This is a genomic window from Phycobacter sedimenti, from assembly GCF_038148855.1.
In the GTDB taxonomy this organism is placed as follows: domain Bacteria; phylum Pseudomonadota; class Alphaproteobacteria; order Rhodobacterales; family Rhodobacteraceae; genus Phycobacter; species Phycobacter sedimenti.
Map to the genome: position 1 here is coordinate 310021 of NZ_JBBVGR010000006.1, position 18929 is coordinate 328949.

General features: G+C 60.2%; 19 protein-coding genes. 2 read left to right on the forward strand and 17 right to left on the reverse strand.

What is annotated here, in order from left to right; all coding sequences use genetic code 11:
- Positions 1–113: 113 nt before the first annotated feature.
- From AADA15_RS12895 to AADA15_RS12930, 8 genes are all read right to left on the reverse strand, one after another.
- Positions 114–737 (reverse strand): class I SAM-dependent methyltransferase, encoded by a 624-nt coding sequence (locus tag AADA15_RS12895; RefSeq protein ID WP_341641962.1) that lies wholly within the window; start codon positions 735–737, stop codon positions 114–116.
- A gap of 29 nt (positions 738–766) precedes the next feature.
- Positions 767–1510: a CDP-diacylglycerol--serine O-phosphatidyltransferase gene (gene pssA / locus AADA15_RS12900; RefSeq protein WP_341641990.1), complete on the reverse strand. Its 744-nt coding sequence runs from the start codon at positions 1508–1510 to the stop codon at positions 767–769.
- Between the two features lie 314 nt (positions 1511–1824).
- Entirely contained in the window at positions 1825–2439 is a 615-nt protein-coding gene (locus tag AADA15_RS12905; RefSeq protein WP_341641963.1) for a VPLPA-CTERM sorting domain-containing protein, read from the reverse strand.
- A gap of 981 nt (positions 2440–3420) precedes the next feature.
- Entirely contained in the window at positions 3421–3897 is a 477-nt protein-coding gene (locus AADA15_RS12910; RefSeq protein WP_341641964.1) for a hypothetical protein, read from the reverse strand.
- Entirely contained in the window at positions 3897–4307 is a 411-nt protein-coding gene (locus AADA15_RS12915; protein WP_341641965.1) for a helix-turn-helix domain-containing protein, read from the reverse strand. The genes AADA15_RS12910 and AADA15_RS12915 overlap by 1 nt, the downstream gene beginning before the upstream one ends.
- A 2-nt stretch (positions 4308–4309) precedes the next feature.
- A complete protein-coding gene (locus AADA15_RS12920; RefSeq protein ID WP_341641966.1) occupies positions 4310–4678 on the reverse strand; it encodes a hypothetical protein in 369 nt (122 codons plus the stop codon).
- A 620-nt stretch (positions 4679–5298) separates the two neighbouring features.
- Positions 5299–6165 (reverse strand): NAD(P)-dependent oxidoreductase, encoded by an 867-nt coding sequence (locus AADA15_RS12925; protein ID WP_341641967.1) that lies wholly within the window; start codon positions 6163–6165, stop codon positions 5299–5301.
- A gap of 17 nt (positions 6166–6182) precedes the next feature.
- On the reverse strand, positions 6183–6698 hold the full coding sequence (locus AADA15_RS12930) for a DinB family protein (RefSeq protein WP_341641968.1): 516 nt from the start codon (positions 6696–6698) through the stop codon (positions 6183–6185).
- Between the two features lie 82 nt (positions 6699–6780).
- On the opposite strand from AADA15_RS12930, the gene AADA15_RS12935 reads away from it, so the two are divergent.
- Positions 6781–8103, forward strand: coding sequence for an aminotransferase-like domain-containing protein (locus AADA15_RS12935; protein WP_341641969.1), 1323 nt, complete (start codon positions 6781–6783; stop codon positions 8101–8103).
- A 275-nt stretch (positions 8104–8378) separates the two neighbouring features.
- Here the strand turns inward: AADA15_RS12935 and AADA15_RS12940 are convergent, their stop codons facing one another.
- Positions 8379–9587, reverse strand: a complete 1209-nt coding sequence (locus tag AADA15_RS12940) for a M24 family metallopeptidase (RefSeq protein ID WP_341641970.1) — start codon at positions 9585–9587, stop codon at positions 8379–8381.
- Between the two features lie 197 nt (positions 9588–9784).
- Positions 9785–10570, reverse strand: a complete 786-nt coding sequence (locus AADA15_RS12945; RefSeq protein ID WP_341641971.1) for a hormone-sensitive lipase — start codon at positions 10568–10570, stop codon at positions 9785–9787.
- Between the two features lie 193 nt (positions 10571–10763).
- On the opposite strand from AADA15_RS12945, the gene AADA15_RS12950 reads away from it, so the two are divergent.
- Entirely contained in the window at positions 10764–12239 is a 1476-nt protein-coding gene (locus AADA15_RS12950; protein ID WP_341641972.1) for an NAD-dependent succinate-semialdehyde dehydrogenase, read from the forward strand.
- A 15-nt stretch (positions 12240–12254) separates the two neighbouring features.
- On the opposite strand, the gene AADA15_RS12955 is transcribed toward AADA15_RS12950, so the two are convergent.
- The 7 genes from AADA15_RS12955 to AADA15_RS12985 all read right to left on the reverse strand — a co-directional run bounded on the left by AADA15_RS12955 (position 12255) and on the right by AADA15_RS12985 (position 18851).
- The gene (locus tag AADA15_RS12955; RefSeq protein WP_341641973.1) at positions 12255–12866 is read right to left on the reverse strand and encodes a TetR/AcrR family transcriptional regulator; all 612 of its coding nucleotides are present in this window, start codon (positions 12864–12866) and stop codon (positions 12255–12257) included.
- A gap of 176 nt (positions 12867–13042) precedes the next feature.
- Positions 13043–13507, reverse strand: a complete 465-nt coding sequence (locus AADA15_RS12960; protein WP_341641974.1) for an Hsp20 family protein — start codon at positions 13505–13507, stop codon at positions 13043–13045.
- A 167-nt stretch (positions 13508–13674) separates the two neighbouring features.
- Positions 13675–14460, reverse strand: coding sequence for a trypsin-like serine peptidase (locus AADA15_RS12965; RefSeq protein WP_341641991.1), 786 nt, complete (start codon positions 14458–14460; stop codon positions 13675–13677).
- A gap of 133 nt (positions 14461–14593) precedes the next feature.
- Complete coding sequence (gene glcF, locus AADA15_RS12970; protein WP_341641975.1) at positions 14594–15928, reverse strand: glycolate oxidase subunit GlcF; 1335 nt, start codon at positions 15926–15928, stop codon at positions 14594–14596.
- Position 15929: 1 nt separating this feature from the next.
- A complete protein-coding gene (locus AADA15_RS12975; protein WP_341641976.1) occupies positions 15930–16238 on the reverse strand; it encodes a CPCC family cysteine-rich protein in 309 nt (102 codons plus the stop codon).
- Positions 16235–17356, reverse strand: coding sequence for an FAD-binding protein (locus AADA15_RS12980; protein ID WP_341641992.1), 1122 nt, complete (start codon positions 17354–17356; stop codon positions 16235–16237). Before AADA15_RS12980 ends, AADA15_RS12975 begins: the two co-directional genes overlap by 4 nt.
- A 46-nt stretch (positions 17357–17402) precedes the next feature.
- Positions 17403–18851 carry an FAD-linked oxidase C-terminal domain-containing protein gene (locus tag AADA15_RS12985; RefSeq protein ID WP_341641977.1) on the reverse strand — a complete coding sequence of 483 codons (1449 nt, stop codon included), beginning with the start codon at positions 18849–18851 and terminating at the stop codon, positions 17403–17405.
- Positions 18852–18929: the final 78 nt, after the last annotated feature.

An 18929-nucleotide genomic window follows, 5' to 3' on the forward strand; every position in this document is an offset into this window, starting at 1 on the left:
CCGAAAAAACGCCAAAGATACCGCCCCTGTCCCCAGCCGGGCCGCAGCGCCCTTTATCTGGTACAGCCAAACATAAGCACTTTCGGAGCGATGCCAATCCTGGGCGGGCGCACCTAGCTGTGCGGCGCTTTTTTCAGCACCAGGAACGTCATCATTCCCAGGGGCGGCAGGCTTTCCTTCTCTTTCAGGGCAAGACTGCCCTCGCTCAGGATCGTCTCGATCTCGAAATCGGAGTGCCAGCCCAGCACATTGGCAAACGGCGCCGAGATCTTTTCCATCGCGGCCAGCACGCCATCGGTGCTCTTGAAGTGGTTGCTGATCACCACCTCGCCGCCCGGTTTCAGCACGCGGGCGATTTCTGCCATCACCTTTTCCGGCTCGGGCACGACCGACAGCACATGCATCGCCGCCACCGTGTCAAAGGAGGCATCGGGAAAGTCGAGACTGCGCGCATCCATCTGGCGCAGGGCCTCCACGTTCTGAAGGTTCATTTCGGCAACGCGTTTCTTGGCCTTGGCCAGCATCTCTTCGCTGAAATCGATGCCCGTGACCCTCACGTCCGGTCCGTAGTGGGGCAGCGACAGGCCCGTGCCCACGCCGACCTCCAGCACCGCGCCACCGCGCCGGTTGATATATCCCACCACCCGGCGGCGCCCAGCATTGGTCACCGCTCCGAATGTCTTGTCGTAAATCGGCGCCCAGCGCGCATAGGATGATTGAACCGCCTTCAGTTCCAATCGCCTGCCTCCCCGTTCATGTTACAGGATCAATCCGGCACTTTGCGGATCAAACCCCAGATCACCAGAACCACGTAAACAAGGCACAGAACAACCAGCGTCGTCCAAGCATATGTCAGAACCGCCGCCCCCGCAAAGGCACAACCCACAAGGAAGTACTTCACATTCTCGCGGCTGATCTTCACCGCCTTGGGCGACCACGTGGGAATACGGCTGATCATAAGGAAACCTATGACAACCATGTGAAAGCAGATCAGAAGACCCGGAATGACCAGCGTGTCGGAAAAGGCGAAGGAGAGGAACATCGGCAGCATCGCCAGCATCGCCCCGGCGGGCGACGGGATACCGGTGAAATAGCCCAGCCGCTCTCCTATGACGGGCTCCTCCGACTTCGCCGCCACGTTGAAGCGCGCCAGCCGCACCACGCAGCAGACCGCAAACACCAGCACCGAGATCCACCCGGCGCTGCGCATGTCCTGCAGGGCCCAGAAATAGATCACCAGCGGCGCGGCAACGCCGAAGTTGAGGAAATCGGCAAGCGAGTCCAGCTCGGCCCCCATCTTGCTGTCGCTGCCCAAGGCCCGCGCAAGCCGCCCGTCAAGCCCATCGAGGAGCGCCGCCAACAGGATCAACTGCACCGCCAGCACGTAATTGCCCTGCACCCCGAACCGGATCGCCGACAAGCCCGCACAGATCGCCCCCACCGTCATGATGTTCGGCAAAAGCTGGATCAGGGCGTATTCGTTTTTCGTCTTCTTGGGCAGATCGTCCATGGGGCGGAGGTCAGTCTTGTAAGAGGTCGTAAGGGTCTTGGAGAGGGGCAGCGCAGCATCAGGGCTGCCCAGGTTGTCCTGCTGAATGCAGGCTGGCATCTTCCCTATGCCCGATCAGAGAGACGCGTGCAACGTCTCCGGGGGTCCCGCCCAAGGCAGCTCGGCACGGGCCGGCATGCCCCGCGTCACACCTGCCGCAGTTGTCAGGTTTGAACCACCGCCTGCAGTAGAGAAACGCGAACACCAATCTCGCCAAGAAAAACACCCGCCGCAACCCTGTGCGACGGGTGTCCAGACTGTCAGTACAAGTGCTGTCAGGCAGCCGTTTTCCTGCGACGGCGCACAAGGGCAGCCATCCCCAGCGCGCCAATCAGCAGCGGCATACCCGCAGGCAGCGGAACCGGCGAAATGGACAGGTTGTCGTTGAGGGCGAAGGCGAAATCGACGCCTCCGCGGTTCGAGCCATCAACATAGTTCGTTGTGACCCACCACGCCGCACTGGCCCCGGTCGCGCCGGTCAGGCCCAGCCAATAGGTCGTTCCCGCAACGGCCGTAAACGCGCTCTCAAGCTGGAAGTCCACTCTCCAGGCGTTGCCACCGCCGCAGCACCAGGGCAAACCGCTGTCTGTCGGCGTGACGTTCTGCCCGGTGCCGCTTGCCAGGATGTTCGATCCGCCCACATCGCTTGAGAACTGGTAGGAGATATCCTGGTTCCAGCCGGTGATGCCATTGTAGTTCTGGAAGTAGAAGGTAACGCCGGTGATGTCCGCGCTTGTGCCAAGCGAGAAGTTGTCTCTTGTGACGTTTCCGCCCGCGATCGAATACCCGTTCGATGTATTCGGCAGACCGTTGTCATAGACGACCGCGGCAGATGCCGCGCCAGACACAAGAGCCAAGACCCCTGCACACAGAATTGAAAGAAACTTCATCACGGCTTAGCTCCCTGGAAAACAAAATACGTCTTAACCCTGCGTTAACTATTAGCAGTTTTTCGGGCTTTTCGCAACTTTCAAGCCGCAAAACCCCTGTTTTTGTGGGTGTTTCGGGCCTTTGGCCGACCCAGACACAACCGAAGGGCGCACACCCTGGCATCACTGCTCCCCCGTGGGGAGATCGCGGCAAGGCACCAACCGCTCCGGTACCCCTTCGCCGCAATGGCAGCCCAAGCTCAGGCGAATCAAGGCCCCCATGCCTGGACCATGGCCTGCACAGGGCGCCTTGATGAAATCGGAGCCGGCGGCGCGGCCCGTCGGACCTCCTGAGGACCTTTGCAGGACAGGCAAAGCCCCAAACCCCGCCCCCCCCCTGCACAGCGCTGCGGAGGTGATACAACCGTGCCGGATCACAGGGGGCGTGCGCTGGGAGGGGCAGGTTCCAGCCCAAAGACGACTTTCCAGGAGGGCGCAGCGCAGGCACGCTGCATGCGCGAGAGGTTTCCCAAGAGCGGACCTTCGGGTCCTCTCAACTGATCAGGGTCATGCTGCGATCAGTGCAGACGTCAGCGAAGCGCAGAAAACGCCCTTTGCAACTGGCGGTATCTGGCGGCAGGGCATCGTTGCTACGCTGCATGCGCACTGGAAAAAGCTGCCCTTCGCCGCAGGTGCAGCGGCGCGGCAGTCGGCAAGCGGCGACTCCGCCCCCGGTGCTTGCAGCTGGATGGAGCCAGCCAGTCCAAACGCGACTTTCATACAGATGGCATGGAAGGTGAGGGTTGACGTTCTCTCAAGGCTGCTACGGACACGCGCGTCAGGCGGATTTATTAGCTTCACCTCACCTGTTGGGTGCAACCTCATTGTGAGCATTCAGAGGTTGCCCAGTTTTGAACACCTAAACTCCTCAGGGACGGCAATGTGCGGATCTGAACTTCGAGATAGAAAAAGGTGCGCAGATTGGGCCGCCGTTATTTTCGTTCAGTTGACCCGCTCGTTGAGCGAAGGGAGTGGTGGCAAAAAGATGCCGGACGACGAGGCGTGATGGCTGAAGTCAGAACGAAAATACGGGTAGGTCGCAAACCTTCCGACCTTTTCGAAGTAGAAACGAGCATACTCTTCCTCAAAGCCATTCAAGCCAGAGTAGGCAACCAAGTATTCAGACGAGAACTTGAGCACCTTCTTTCGCCCAAGTTTTACTTCGCAGGTCCACTGGTAATTACCCAGCAACACGCCCTCATCGTTGCTAAAGTGAAAGCCGGAAGACTCCCCGAAAAAACCCATATTTTCAAGGTCGTCTAAAGCTTCAAACACTTCAGGCTTGATGAAATATTCGCTCTTTATCAGTCTTATATCTCTCAGCCGCGCTGCCACGGTGATTTGACTATAGACTTCATGGTCGAACTCGGCGGCATCTGCCGCCGGGTCCAAAACTTGCTTCTCAGATTGTTCAGCCATCACGCTGCCAAGTCTCTCTTCCGATTCCCGCTGGTATTCGCCGCTCGTTCCACCCACGACGCGGGCGTGAGGCGATTGTTCCATTGCAGTACTACCGGCATGAAGCCTTTCGCCCTCTCTTCAGGGAGCGTGCGTTGCGCCTCATGTTTGCGGACAAACTCAAAATCCTCTCCCAGAGCGTGAGCAATACGCGCAATGGTTTTCAGCGTCAGGTTGGGTCCGTTGGTCGAAAAGACTTGCGAAACACGAGCAGGGGACATCCCCAGTCGCTCCGAAAGTTCCTTGTTCGTAACGCCGTGTCGCTTCATCGCCTGTTGAAGAGCGACTTGAGTCGAAAACACCAAATCTTCAATTGCAAAGGTCTCTTCCTCGCCCTTTTTTGGGCCGAGCAAATCCATATTGATCGCCATGCCTATTCTCCCGCTTTCTTCCCAACTCTTTTGAGCTGCTTTTGATCTGCTTTGTTGTCTTTTTTTATTGCGCCTTCAGGGCAGATGAAGCGCCGTGGAGGTCCTTGCTGAAACCAACCGTAAAGACGGAGTTGATAAGCTTTGGCAGCATAGATGAGCACCTTCTTGCCACCACCGGACGGGAACCTCCCTTCAGACTTAAACTGCGTATCTGTCAAGTCCGAGTACCCTTGTTCACTCAAGTGATCCAAGACCCGATTCATTCGCGCCCTATCTTCTTCTGTTGCTTTCTCATAAGTTTTCAACGCTTTAGGAGCGAACCAAATCTCGCAGTAAGCTCCTTCAGCAACCTTGTCATACCCGTCTACCAAATCAGTCTGCCCGACCTCTAGTTAAGATATAGCTAAACATTACGAGCGCAGTGTCAATGGCGCGTTGACGCTCAATCATGCCCTTAACGCACATACCTGTCATGTATGGCTCATCCTCTATCAAAAGCGACAGAGAACCCATCCGGATTTCACCACCTTGGCGGTATTTTTTGACGCCAAATTCACCCTTAATGGTGGCCTCGGGTTTCATTTTGGATTGAGAGGCGCCCAGATGGACATTGCGAATGTCGGCTTCGATTTAGCTCCTATGCGGTAGCCAGCCTATTAAATCGCGCCCGACTGTCTCAACTATCCAAATGTGGCTACCTGCGCTTCGCTGACGTCTGCACTGATCGCAGCATCGCCCTGGTCAGCTGAGCGTACCCGAAGGTCCGCTCTTGGGAAACCTCTCGCGCCCGCAGCAGAGCCTGCGCTGCGCCCTGCTGGAAGGTCGTAATTGGGCTGCTGGCGTCCCCTGGCGGCGGTGACTAGGTGTGGAATCGCTGCAACCCTGCCGCCGCGACGCCGCATGTCGGCTTCAGAGCCCAAACTAACCGATGCTACGCTACGCGCGAAAGTCGGCTTCAGAACAGACATAGGCAAGTCGATAGCGACACCTGCTACCGTTGCAGCCGTGTCAGAAGACTTGATGTATCCCACTGACCACCGCCTTGACGCTGCACATCGGCATAGAATTGATCAACAAGTGCCGAGATCGGTGCCGTGCCACCAAGCCTTGAGACCTCTCGAAGGGCAATGCCGAGGTCTTTGCGCATCAAATCGACCGCGAAACCAAACTCATATTCACCGGCAACCATCGTCTTCCAACGGTTGGACATTTGCCAGGATCCAGCGGCACCCTCTGCGATCGTTTCCATAACAGCGGAGATGTTGAGGTCTGCGGCTTTGGCCAAAGCCATGCCTTCTGCCAGACCCTGAACTACCCCTGCAATGCAGAGTTGATTGACCATCTTAGCGGTTTGACCTGAACCGACATCGCCGATCCGCGTGATCTTACGGGCAAAGGCATTGATGGTGGGAGCGACATGATCGAAGGCCGATTGATCCCCGCCGACCATGACAGTGAGTTGGCCGTTCTCGGCTCCGGCTTGCCCGCCTGATACGGGTGCATCAAGGAAATGACATCCCTGATCTTTAAGGGCTTTGGCCAACTCGCGCGCCACATCAGCGGAAGTCGTGGTGCAATCAACGTAATAGGCGCCGGGTGACATTGCGCCAAACGCACCATCCTGTCCGACCGTTACGCCACGTAGATCATCATCCGCGCCAACACAGCTGAATACGATTTCCGCACCAGTCGCGGCAGCAGCGGGTGTCGCAGCGGTGGTTCCCCCAAATTCCTTTACCCAAGCCTCCGCCTTCGAGGTTGATCTGTTAAAAACAGTGACTTCATGACCGGCTTTGGCAAGATGCCCTGCCATCGGGTAGCCCATAACGCCAAGTCCTATCCATGCAATTTTTGTCATTGTCCCGTCTCCTTAATTTAAGCGGCAATGTCGGGCCATACGTCTCGCAAGAACACGGTCAGATCGCTTGCGCTGCCCTTTGTTTTCAATGGAAATAGCAATGTGCTGACGAACCCTCGATGATAGGTCGCGTGATTGGCCAGATGCAGCAGAATGTCCTCGCGAGTCATTTGGCCCTCTGCACCACCAACAAACTGAAACGTGATCACTTCGGCCAGCTCTGCGTTGGTCCATTCTCGTGCTTGAGAAACATAGTAGGCATTCATCGACCGGAGACGCTGCGCAACCTGAGAAAACGGCAGGGCTTCGGCCCGGTGTCGCGCCGTGTGTGATTGAGTGCTACCCAAAAGATGCGCTTTAAATATTTCCGCAACCACAAGCGTGTGATCGAATGTGCCTGTGATTGATTTGAAAAGTGAATCGCGGGGGGCCGATAGCTCGGCTTCCGAAAGCTGTTCCGCGGCCTTCAGCATCACATCGTCGGCCCAGGCCGTATAGGCAGACATTTTGTGGGTGATAGAAAAATCGGGCATAGAAAAACTCCTTGATGACAGGGGTTTGACACAACCATAATGCACCGAGCAATAATTACATTGACCTCGGAGCAATATAAGGGTGAAGCCTTTCGTTGAGATTGCAGACCGGATCGCAGAACGTATTGCGACCGGAGAATTGCCATTTGGTGCGCGCCTTCCGCCTCAACGCAAATTCGCGTTTGATGAAGGCATTGCCGTTTCGACCGCCAGCCGTGTCTATGCGGAACTGCGGCGGAGAGGTTTGGTGACGGGCGAGGTTGGGCGCGGAACATTTGTGGCCAATCGGTTCGCTCCCCTTGATCCACTTCTGCAAGAACCTTCCGGCACCGGCATCGATCTCGAAATCGTGTTTCGGCTGGGGGGCGAGTCCCGCGAAGAAATAGCAGCCTCGACGGCGCGGTTCTTTAGGAGCGGACTTGCCGAACGTGCCGTTATGCCGCCATCTGTCCGCGGAAGCGGTTCAGCCTTAGCAGTGTTTGCAAACCTTACAAGCATCACATCGTTTGAGGTTCAGCCGGACAAAATTCTATTGTCTGGCAACGGAAAGCAGGCAATTGCTGCATGTTTTTCTGCGCTGGCTCCGCGTGGCGGGCGGATCGCGGTCGAAGCTCTGACATATCCCTTTGCGATTGCCGCCTCTCGGATGCTGGGGATCGAATTGGTGCCATTGCCGATGGATGATGAGGGCATGGTGCCGGAAGCACTCGATCACACGGCGCGCGCCGGATTGCGCGGCGTCTACCTGCAACCAACACTGCAAAGCCCGCTGGTGCGCACCATGTCGGCACGGCGGAGGCAAGCGATAGCCGACGTTCTGGAAAAACACGGTTTGATAGCGATTGAAGATCGCGTTTACAGCTTCCTCAAACCGACCTTACCGCTGGCGTCTTTCGCTCCGGGTCATGTGATACAGATCGACAGCCTGTCTAAACGTCTGATGCCCGGATTGTCTCTAGGGATCATAGCAGCGCCCGCGCCGTTCCAAGAAAATCTTGCGCGAGCGTTGCGTTCGGGTGGCTGGATGGCTTCGTCGCTGTCGGTTGCGCTGGCGCAATACTGGATCGAGGACGGGGTGGTCGCATCCGTTGAAGCCACTAAGAGACAGGACGCGCAAGAAATGTTCGCTATCGCATCGACTGCGTTTTCCGGGCTGAACTACAATAGCTCATCCGAGGCTTTGCACGGTTGGCTTGCGCTCCCATCAACGTGGCGAACCGAGAGTTTCACCGCAGCCTGCGCCGATCTGGGTATAGCCGTTGCACCGGGAAGCGCCTTCGCTGTCGGGAAAAGCGTCGCGCCATCTGGCGTGCGTATCGCTTATTCCGCGCCAGACATCACCACCTGGACGTATGCGTTGCAGGAAGTGGCCAAAATTGCGTCTGCGGCACCAAAATCGCAATAGCGGTGGGATGACTTTTGAAAAGAAGACCTTTGTTCTCGATGTTGCAACGGCTGCTTCGTCCCGCATCTCTTCCGTTCGATGATGGTTAGTGGCTGCACCTGCGGCGAAGGTCTGCTCCTTCCATTGCTCGTGCAGCATGTGACCGCCCCTCACCTGCCAGATCCCGCGACTTTGCAAATGTCACTACCTGCGCAAAGCCGCCAAATCGTCGCCACACCGGGGGGGCACATCCGGTGTACGGGGGGTGTACGGATGTCACCCCCCGAATTCCTGCTCTAACCAACCACGTTGAACTCCGGGCCATAGGGGTAGCCGGTGATGTTCTCGTTGCCGTCCTCGGTGATTACCAGAATGTCATGTTCGCGGTAGCCGCCCGCTCCGGGTTGGCCTTCCGCGATGGTCAGCATCGGCTCCATCGAGATGACCATGCCCGGCTCCAGCACCGTGTCGATGTCCTCGCGCAGCTCCAGCCCCGCCTCGCGGCCATAGTAGTGGGACAAGACGCCAAACGAGTGCCCATAGCCGAAGGTGCGGTATTGCAGAAGGTCGCGCTCTTCGAAGAAGGCGTTGATCTTATGGGTGATTTCGGCGCAGCTTGACCCGGGTTTCAAGAGCGAGATGCCGTATTCATGGGCGGCGACATTGGCCTCCCAGACCTTCAGGCTGTCGGGATCGACCTCTCCGACGAACAGGGTGCGCTCCAGCGCGGTGTAGTAGCCCGAAATCATCGGGAAGGTGTTGAGCGACAGGATATCGCCGCGCTGCAGCTTGCGCGCGGTCACCGGGTTGTGGGCGCCATCGGTGTTGATGCCGGACTGGAACCAGACCCAGGTGTCGCGGTATTCGGCCTCCGGGAAGCGTTTGGCGATCTCCAGCTCCATCGCATCACGCCCCGCCATCGCCACATCGATCTCCCGCACCCCTTCGCGGATCGCATCGCGGATCGCATAGCCGCCCACATCGGCCACGGCGGCCCCTGCGCGGATCAGCTCGATCTCGGCAGGCGACTTGTGCATGCGCTGGCGCATGGTCGGCTCATATAGGTCAATTATATCAGCCGGTTGCAGGAAGGATTCAAGTTTGCCTTTTTGCAGCAGCGTGAGATGATCGCTCTCATACCCAACCCGCGCGCCGGGGCCAGAAACCGACAGGATCGCCCGCCAGAAATTGTCGCGCTGCCAGTCGGTATAGGTGATGTTGTCGCAGAAACTACGCCGCCAGGGCTGGCCCGCATCGATACCGGCGCTGATGGTGACGGCGGCATCGGCGGTCACCACAAGGCCATAGGGGCGACCAAAGGCGCAGTAGGTAAAGCCCGAATAATACGAGATGTTATGCATCGAGGTGAAGACGGCAGCAGTTACACCCGCCTCCTCCATGATCTTGCGCAGGCCCGAAATGCGCGCCTCGTATTCGGCCACGGGGAATTGCAACGGCGCCTTTTCGCCATTGTGAAAACGGTACATGTCAGGACGTGCAGTCATGCTGGATCCTTCCTTTGCAAATAAGAAAGGTCCCGGCGTACAGGACAGATTTTTAGTATGATCCGGGCCCATGGAATCGGCTCCACGCGGCGACGCCATCGCCCGGCCCTGATCACAGGAATGCTGCGGAACAGGGCCTCTGGCAAGTGTTTTCTGCGCGACGTTTTACGAAAGGCCGCAGGCAACGGGCAAGGTGCCTAGTTCACGATCAGCGCCACCATGTCGCTGTCCGGGTCGGCCAGCGGATCGATCACGTTGAAGTGGTGTTTGCCAAAGGCGATGACGTGATCGGCGCCCCAGGCATCTGACAGCCAGACAGCCTGGTCCAGGAAGGCCGGGCGCTCCTCGGCGCCGACCCAGACGGTGACCGGCACATCATAGCGATCCTGCATCTCCACCGGGCTTTCGGCGCGGGCGGCCTCGGCATCCATCTTGAACTCTTTGTTCATCGAGGTGCGGAGCAGCGGCAGCAGGTCCGACAGCGGGGAGATCGGGATCACCGTCTTCAGGCGCGCGCCAATATCCTCAGGAACCAGCGCCCGGTCCAGCATGCGGGCCACCAGGTGCCCGCCGGCAGAATGCCCTGCCAGCACGATGGGGCCGTCCACCTCTTCGGCGATATGGACAACGGCAGAGGCCACCTGCCGGGTGATCTCGGCGATCGAGACATCGGGGCACAGGTCGTAAGAGGGCATCGCCACCGCCCAGCCGTGTGCAAGCGGGCCAACTGCCAGATGCGACCAGGTGCTTTTGTCAAAGCGCAGCCAATAGCCGCCGTGCACGAAGATAAAGAGCCCCTTCGGCGGCCCTTCCGGCAGAAACAGGTCGAACCTTTGCCGGGCGCTGGGTCCATAGGGGATATCCAGCTTAGCGCGCTCATGGAGGCTGTTGCGAAAGTCCTGTGCAGACGCATCCCAGCGAGGTGGATACTCGTCTGCTCCCTTAATGTAGGCCGCGTTGGCGTAAGCATCATCCAGTTCCATGGCTCTCTCCCCCAGTCTGATCTTTGCGCCAAAGTGACGGCGTCAGAGCGGCCTTGTCAAACAGCTATTGTGTCCAATGACAAAGAGGATGCAGCACCCGTAAATTTTGATCATATTCTGGACTCATCAATTGTTCTGGACATATCAAGGGGCAACTGGTTTGCATGCCGACAAACATTTCGGGGAGACACCAATGCTGACAAAAAACACCGAGCTGAAGTCCCTTCTGAAGGATCCGACCCTGCTTGAAACCCGCGCCTATGTGGGTGGCCAGTTCGTGGACGGCGACAAGGGAACATTCGACGTCCTGAACCCGGCCCGCAGAGACGTGGTGGCGCAGGTGGCCGACCTCAGCCGCGCACAGGTGGCTGGCGCCATCGCGCAGGCAGAGCAAGCGCAGAAGGAATGGGCGAAGTGGACCGGCAAGGAACGTGCACAGGTGCTGCGCAAATGGTTCGACCTGATGATGGAGAACCAGGACGATCTCGCCACCATCCTGACCGCCGAAATGGGCAAGCCCCTGGCCGAAGCCAAGGGCGAGATCGCCTATGGCGCCTCCTTCATCGAGTTCTTCGGTGAAGAGGCCAAGCGGATCTATGGCGAGACCATCCCCGGCCATCAGCGCGACAAGCGCATCACCGTTTTGAAACAGCCCATCGGCGTGGCCGCCTCAATCACGCCGTGGAACTTCCCCAATGCGATGATTACCCGCAAGGCAGGACCTGCACTGGCAGCCGGCTGCGCCTTTGTGGCACGCCCGGCGGATGAAACGCCACTGTCGGCCACGGCGCTTGCGGTTCTGGCCGAACGCGCAGGCATTCCGGCGGGTGTCTTCAACGTGGTCACCACCTCGGATGCGCCCGAAACGGGCCTTGAGTTCTGCGAGAACCCTGCCGTGCGCAAGCTGACCTTCACCGGCTCCACCCCGGTGGGCCGCATCCTGCTGCGCCAGGCCGCCGATCAGGTGATGAAGTGTTCGATGGAGCTGGGCGGCAATGCGCCCTTCATCGTCTTTGACGACGCCGATCTCGATGCCGCCGTCGAAGGCGCGATCATGTGCAAGTTCCGCAACAACGGCCAGACCTGCGTCTGTGCCAACCGGATCTACGTGCAGGCCGGTGTCTACGACACATTCGCAGTCAAGCTGAAAGAGGCCGTGGCCAAGATGAAGGTCGGAGACGGCCTTGAGGAAGGCGTCCAGTTCGGCCCGCTGATCAATGCCAAGGCCGTTGAGAAGGTGCAAAGCCACCTCGCCGATGCGACCTCCAAGGGCGCAGAGGTCATCCTGGGCGGCAACCCCTCCGAAATGGGCGGTTTCTTCTTCCAGCCGACCATCGTCACCGGCGCGACCACCGACATGCAGTTCTCGACCGAAGAGACCTTTGGCCCGCTGGCGCCGCTCTTCAAGTTCGAGGACGAGGACGAGGTCATTGCCATGGCCAATGACACGATCTTTGGCCTTGCATCATATTTCTACGCCAAGGATCTGAGCCGCGTCTACAAGGTGGCCGAGGCGCTGGAATATGGCATCGTCGGCGTCAACACCGGCATCATCTCGACCGAGGTTGCACCCTTTGGCGGCGTGAAGCAGTCGGGCCTGGGCCGCGAAGGCAGCCATCACGGCATCGAGGACTACCTCGAGATGAAATACATCTGCATGTCGGTCTGATCCGGCTTCAGACCATCAGGATCGGGGTCCGTGGCTGCACAGGTCACGGACCCTTTTTCCTATCTGCCCACGAAAAGCATCGACCGCGCCTGCCTGCCCCGGCAGGCGCGGCAGAACCGGCTGCGCCATGGCGAAATAGCTGATGGCTCCCAGCAGATCGCAAACCGCCGCCAACGCCGCAGCGGAAGGGGCACCGCGCCATGCCTCGGCATCCTGCACCATTGCCACCAGTTCCTGCAGGAAGGGACGCAGGAACCAACGCTCTGCAGGGCTGTCCTGCTGTCGGTCATCCAGCAGTTCACGCAGGATCAACCGGCTGTCAGCCGCCTGCTCGAGCGCCTGTTCCAGATAGGACCGAAAAGCCGCCTCAAGACGCGCCTCCGGGGTCTGCGCAGCCTCCTGGGCCTCCATCAGTACCAGCATCATCCGTTCTGCAACGCCTTCCAGAACACGCTCGTATAGGGCGTCCTTGCTGCCGAAATGATGCAGAAGGGTCTGCTTGGTCAGCCCCAGTTCATCAGCGATATTCGCGATCGAGGCCCCGTGATAGCCGCGCCGCGCAAACAGTTGCGTTGCGGCGGAGATGAATTCATCCGGACGGCTGGTCGGGCGATCGATCTGGGGCATGCGCACTCCTTTGCGCCAAGGAATACCAGAAACGAAACGCCTCTACCATGCGGTCAGCGCGCGCAGACAGAAAAGCCCCTGCATCCGGGTGATGGACACGGGGGGAGGTCAGGCCGCCTGTGGTGGGGTGCGGCCTCGGGGAGTGTCAGAACAGGGTGATGACCCCTTGGGTGGGATCAGTTGACCTGCTGCGCGTCCAATGCGGCGCGCTGGGGTGCGGCAGAGGCAATCTCGATCCGGCGCGGTTTCAGGGCCTCGGGCACTTCGCGCTGCAGATCGATGTGCAGCATCCCGTCCGCATGGCTGGCGCCAGTGACGCGCACATGGTCGGCCAGGGTAAAGCGGCGCTCAAAGGCACGGGTGGCAATGCCGCGGTGCAGGAAGGTGCGCTCTTCCTCGGTCTCGGCCTTGCGGGCAGACACCACGAGAGAGCCTTCCTTGACCTCGACACTGAGATCGGCCTCGGAGAAGCCGGCCACGGCGATCGAGATCCGATAGCTGTCGGCGTCAATCTTTTCGATGTTGTAAGGCGGATAGCTGGGCTGGCTGACGTCACTGCTCATGACCCGGTCCATCAGGTCGGCAATCTGGTCAAAGCCTACCGTCGCACGGTGCAGCGGTGCAAAATCAAAGGTACGCATACGTGTCATCCTCATCCTAGAGCGATTTTCAAGCGTGCCCGCCCACATCCGGGGCCGGGCGGTCTTCACCGGGCCCCGCTTTGCGGCAACCCGGACACAACCGAGATATGGATTGAAAATGACGTTTCAAGAGGTCGCGCCAATCGGACGGCGGGTGCTCTGAAGTGCTAGTTGCGGATGAACTTTGCCCCGCCCGCGCGACGGCCATCACCGACCTGAACCCTCCCCACGCCCGACGGCATGCGGCTGCCGATATGGGTTCCCGTCAGCTGCGCCTGCAACAGATCCAGCTCTTCCCCAAGCGACGCCCCAAGGGAGACCCGCTGCCCATTCACCTCGGCCTTAGCGGAGACAACCGAGACAATCCGGGGAATCTGCCCGTCGAATGAAAACACCGGCGCACCGGATGAGCCGAAATCCACATCGCAGGACATCACCAGCACGCCCTTCTGCTGTGCGGTGACGGCGCAGACCTCCTGCAAAGACGGTGCCTCGGAACGGTCATGGGCGTATGAGACAACACCAATGCGGCTCCCCTTGCGGGGGCGCCGGTCGGTCTCGAACGGGATCACGGTGGTGTTGCGGATGGGCCGCTGCAGCTGCAACAGCGCGATATCCTTGCGCACACGGCCGGTCGAGACCTCGCCGTCAAAGACATAGTCCGGATGGATCACGGCCCGCCGCACCGAACGATAGGCCGAGGCCCGCCCGTTGCGCCATCCAGCCAGAAACTCGATCGTTTCGGGCGCGATCTTCTGTCCGGTGCGCCCGTCGAACAGGCAATGCGCCGCCGTAAGCACCAGATCCGGCGCGATGAGCGAGCCTGTGCAAAAGCCTTCACCATTGACATCAAGACGACCAACCGCCTCCCAGTCACGGCCCGCGTCCGTTGTATCAAGGCGCAAAAGGCGACTGTCGCCTGCCAGCGCCACCACAGGCAGCACCGCCGCCATTACTGCAAGTATCCAGCCCCGCACCCGGTTCTCCCTCATCATACTTCTGTCAGGATATGTATCGGTTGGGGCGAAAATACGGCAAGGGCCGCGCTGAGACAGCCCGGCCCTGCAAAAAATATCGCACCTGTGATTACCGCAGGATCGGCACCTGATCCTTTCCGCTCGCGGCATGGCTGTTGCCCTTGATCATCGCGGGTGGCTTGGGACCGCCAGTGGCCCAGTCCAATAGCTCAACCGTGTGCACGATGGGCAGTTTGGTGCCCGATCCGATCTGCATCATGCAGCCGATGTTGCCCGCAGCGATCAGGTCGGGGTTCTTGGCCTCAAGCGTTTTGACTTTGCGCTCTTTCAGCTGCCCAGAAATCTCAGGCTGCATCAGGTTGTAAGTCCCGGCCGAGCCGCAGCAAAGGTGACTGTCGGTCGGCTCCACCACCTTGAAACCTGCGCGTTTGAGCAGTGTCTTGGGGTGGGTCTTGATCTGTTGGCCATGCTGCAAGGAACAGGCCGCGTGATAGGCAACCGTCAGCCCCTTGTCGTCGCCTTCAGGCAGGTCGAGCTGCATCAGAAGTTCCGAGATATCCATCGCCCGCTCCGACACCCGCGCCGCATCCGCCGCGAGCGCGTCATTGCGGAACATATGGCCATAGTCCTTCACCGTGGTGCCGCAGCCGGAGGTGTTGATGACGATGGCATCAAGGCCCTCGCCGTCCATTTCATCGCACCAGGCGCGGATGTTCTTGGCCGCGGTGGCGTGGCTTTCGTCCTCACGGCCCATGTGATGGGTCAGCGCGCCGCAGCAGCCCGCGCCCTTGGCCACGACCACCTCGCAGCCGAGACGAGTCAATAGGCGGATAGTGGCGTCGTTGATATCGGTGTTGAGCGCCTTCTGGGCGCAGCCGGTCATCAGCGCCACGCGTTTCTTGCGCGGCGCCAGCGGAGCAAAGCTTTGCGGATCATCGTTGCGGCTGACCGGCGGGATCTCTTTTGGCGCCATATCCAGCATCGCGCGCAGGCGGGGATCCGGCATCAGCCCCCTGAAGGGGCGCGCCAGTTTCGCACCGAACAGGGCCACGCGGAACCGCATCGGGTAGGGCAGGATCCGCGCCAGCACCCAGCGCAGGGCGCGATCGGTGAAAGGGCGTTTGTAGTTCTTGTCGATATAGGCACGGGCATGGTCGATCAGGTGCATGTAGTGCACCCCCGACGGGCAGGTGGTCATGCAGGCGAGGCAGGACAGGCAGCGATCGATGTGTTTGACCGTCTTTGCATCGGGCACGCGGTTGTTTTCCAGCATGTCCTTGATCAGGTAGATCCGACCGCGCGGGCTGTCGAGCTCATCCCCCAGCACCTGATAGGTCGGGCAGGTGGCGGTACAGAACCCGCAATGCACGCAGGTGCGCAGGATCTCGTTCGAGCGCTGGATGCCGGGATCCTTGAGCTGGTCGTCGGTGAATACTGTCTGCATGTCAGATCTCCGGGGAACGTTCTTGAGGGCGCGGAGCGCGCACATGTTTCACCATGGCAGGCTCGCAGGCGCCGATGTTTCTGTAGTTGGCTTTCGCCTCGGTCAGGGACAGGGGGTTCGCGCCCCCAAGATCCTGCTCTGGTGTCTGATCCGGGTCGTCCTCCCAGAAGCAGACGGGGCAAATGTAATATCGGCCACGCTCGCTGATCGTCAGGCAGCCGCAGCAATGGCAGGCGATCCTTGGAGCGCTGTCCTGCAGTACGCGCGCGGCGCGGCGTGAGGCCTGTTTGCGGCGCCCCCGTGTGATCATCCCATCAATCCGGGGTTCAGGATCCCACGGGGATCGAACTGGGCGCGCAGGCCTTTGGACAGGGCCGCCAAGGGGGCCGGTTGCGGCGCGAAACGGCCAAGACGCGCGCAGGTTTCATTGCTTGCGCGGATCAATGTGGCATGACCTGCAACCGGATCCATCCCGGTACCGGCCCCGGACATCGTCTTGCGCAGATCGCGCCCCTCGGGCATGAGCGCCCAGACAAGGCCTCCACCCCAGTCGAATTGCAGGGCGGTTGCGCCAAGGCGCGGGGCAAGCTCCACCGCATCCGACGGCTTCACGCTGATCCGCCAGACATCACCGTCACGCCCCCGAAAAGCCGCGACATCGCGGATGTCCTGCCACAACTCGGCGGTGTCATCCTGTCGTTCGGCGCTTCCATGTGACCCGAGGATCTTGATCAGCTCGCTGCAGCGGTAGTCGACAGACTCGGCAAACCCTTCGACACGGATATGGGCCGTCATGCTGTCCGGATCATAGGCTGCCCCCGTCACATCAAAGGGAGAGCCAAGGGCCGCCGACATCACCCGCACGGCACCCGGCAGATCCAGCTCCGAAACCGAGACTGTCGCCATGCTCGCCGCCCGTGGCAGCACCTTGAAGGAAACTTCGCTGAGGACGCCCAGCGTGCCTTGGGCACCGGACATCAGTTTCACCAGGTCATAGCCGGTGACGTTCTTCATCACCCGGCCACCGTTCTTGACGATCTGGCCCGCGCCATCGACGAACCGCACGCCCAGCAGGAAATCCCGCGCCGCGCCCGCCTGAATGCGGCGCGGACCAGAGATATTGGCGGCGAAGACCCCGCCGATCGTCGGCTCGCCATCCGTGCCCAGCAGGCCACGATAGTCTGCAGGCTCAAAGGCAAGGCGCTGGTTTTCACCCGCCAGCAAGGCTTCGATCTCGGCCACCGGCGTTCCGGCCTTGGCCACCAGCGTCAGCGCGCCGGGCTCATAGAGTTCAACGCCGCTCAGGGCCGAGAGGGACAGGGTCTCGCCCTCGACATCCATGCCACGGGTGCCGCCACCCTGGATATTGAGCGGCCCCTTGGCCTCGGCAATGACACGGGCCAGATCGGCCTCGTTTTCGGGTCGCATCATGGTCTGTTCCAAACGTGTTTCAGGCAGGTTTCAGGGCGCAGGGTCATTCGGCAGCCGAGGCAGGCGCGCGGCGGTTTTCGGTCACCGACAGCGGGAAGACCTTGGCCGGATTGAGCAGCCACTGCGGATCAAACACGTCCTTGACGCGCAGCTGCGCCTCCAGATCCTCGGCGGTGTACTGATGCAGCATCAGATCGCGCTTTTCGATGCCGACGCCGTGTTCGCCGGTCAGGCAGCCGCCCACCTCGACACAAAGCTTCAGGATCTCGGCGCCGAATTCTTCGCAGAGTTCCAGATCGCCGGGCTTGTTGGCATCGAACAGAATCAGCGGATGCATATTGCCGTCCCCCGCATGGAAGACATTGGCAACGGCCAGACCAAACTGCTGGCTGAGTTCGCCAATGCGGCCCAGCACGTGCGGCAGAGATGAGACCGGGATCGTGCCATCGAGGCACATATAGTCGTTGATCTGCCCCATGGCGCCAAAGGCGGATTTGCGGCCCAGCCAGATGCGCCCGGCCTCATCGGCGTCGCGGGCCTCGCGCAGCTCGACCGGGTTGTGGGACTGGGCGATCTCCTTGATCACAGCCAGTTGCGCGTCGATTTCGGCGTCGCTCCCCTCGACCTCGATGATCAGCAGAGCCTCGCACATCGGGTAGCCCGCCTTGGCAAAGGCCTCGCAGGCCTCGATGCAAGGGCGATCCATGAATTCGATGGCAACGGGCAGAACACCCGCCTTGATGATGTCGGACACGCAGGCGCCGGCCACCTCGTTACTGTCATAGCCGATCAGCACCGGGCGGGCGCCTTCGGGCTTGCGCAGGATGCGTAGGGTCGCCTCGGTCACCACGCCAAGCTGCCCCTCGCTACCGCAGATCACGCCCAAGAGATCCAAGCCGCCCGCGTCCAGGTGGGCACCGCCGATCTCAACCACTGTGCCATCCATCATCACCATGGTCACACCCATCAGGTTGTTGGTCGTCACGCCGTATTTGAGGCAATGCGCCCCACCCGAATTCATCGCGATATTGCCGGCAATGGCGCAGGCCAGTTGGCTGGAAGGGTCCGGGGCATAGAAGAAATCCTCTTCCTCCACCGCGCCGGAAACACTGAGGTTGGTGCGCCCGGTCTGCACCCGGATGATGCGGTTTTCGTAATCGGTCTCAAGCACCTCGTTCATGCGGGCAACACCAAGGATCACACTGTCCGCGGTCGGCAAAGCCCCCCCGGCCAGCGAGGTTCCCGATCCGCGCGGCACCACGGGAACGCCTTCTTCGTGGCAGATGCGCAGCACGTCGGACACTTCCTTTGTGCTCCGCGGCAGAACTGCCAGCAGCGGCGGGCATTTGTAGGCCGTCAGCGCGTCACATTCATAGGCGCGGGTTTCGGCCTCGTCGGTGATCAGGGCATCTGCGGGCAGGACCTTGGACAGGCGCGCCGCCAGGTGGGCTTTGCGCGATAGGATGGCGGGATCCGGGGCTGGCATTTCCATGGCGGGCTCTCCTCTTTGGTAAAGTTATATTACCAATTCACACCATCTGGCAAGGGACCAGTTGCTCAGCTAGTGTGG